The sequence below is a fragment of the Psychrobacter piscatorii genome (genome assembly GCF_904846415.1).
GTDB lineage: Bacteria > Pseudomonadota > Gammaproteobacteria > Pseudomonadales > Moraxellaceae > Psychrobacter > Psychrobacter piscatorii.
Genome location: NZ_CAJHAR010000088.1, coordinates 1 through 943, shown reverse-complemented (window position 1 = coordinate 943; position 943 = coordinate 1). Strand labels below are relative to the sequence as shown.

Below are 943 nucleotides of genomic sequence, written 5' to 3'. Positions count from 1 at the left end.
ATTGTCGATGACTTCGTTGCTAAAGGTTGGCGCATTGGTGAAGTCGCTCCCTGCTATAGCAGGGTTGGTTGGACCGTTTGTCAGTGCAAAGTCATAAGTGACGTCCGCTTGGGTGGTGCCATTCACTGTGACTTGGTGGACCAGATTGTCCCCTTCTGTCGCGCTCGCATTGCCAACGGTTAGGGTCGGTTTGTCACCGTCGGTATTGGCAGCTGGATTCTGTGGATCATCTGATTCATCTAAGATGGTGCCGGTGGCGCTATTTAAAGTAGGATCGGTGTTTACTGTCGCATTTACCGCGCCCGTGATACTCATACCCAATACTTCTGAGACTTCATAGAAACCATCGTTGGCTGGGGTAATGGTAAACGTTGGGTTGTTAGTAGCGCCAACTGCTGGTATGGTCACTTCAATACCAGCAAGGGCTTCGGCCACTGTGTAGGTGGTTTCTAAGCCTTTAGCGTCCGTGAAGATGACTTCTTGATCAAGAATGTCCGCTGCTACTGCGCCGCCAATGCCGCCTGGCAAATCAAGCTTGACGGTTACGGTACTGTCTTTGTCCGTTGCGCCTGTTTGAAAGATCTCAAAGACGATGGTGTCATCAGCAACACCTTCAATAGCTGTGTCAGCTCCATCTGCAGTCTTAATACTGACTACAGGAATGGCATCTAAAGCATCTTTAATCGTACCAGTACCAGCCACTCCATCAATGGTCAGCTCGGTGGTTTCATTATTCTCAAGAATAGTGTCATTTGACGTCGGGTAGCTAACTGTGAAGCCCGTAACGCCAGCTGGTACCGTGATGGTGCCATCACCATTGTCGATGACTTCGTTGCTAAAGGTTGGCGCATTGGTGAAGTCGCTCCCTGCTATAGCAGGGTTGGTTGGACCGTTTGTCAGTGCAAAGTCATAAGTGACGTCCGCTTGGGTGGTGCCATTCACT

Annotated in this window: 1 protein-coding gene; it reads right to left on the bottom strand. The window is 50.1% G+C overall.

Features of this window, described 5'->3' with window-relative positions; all coding sequences use genetic code 11:
• Positions 1-943 (bottom strand): hypothetical protein (locus JMX83_RS14945; RefSeq protein ID WP_201603377.1); only part of this gene is annotated, 943 nt, incomplete at both ends.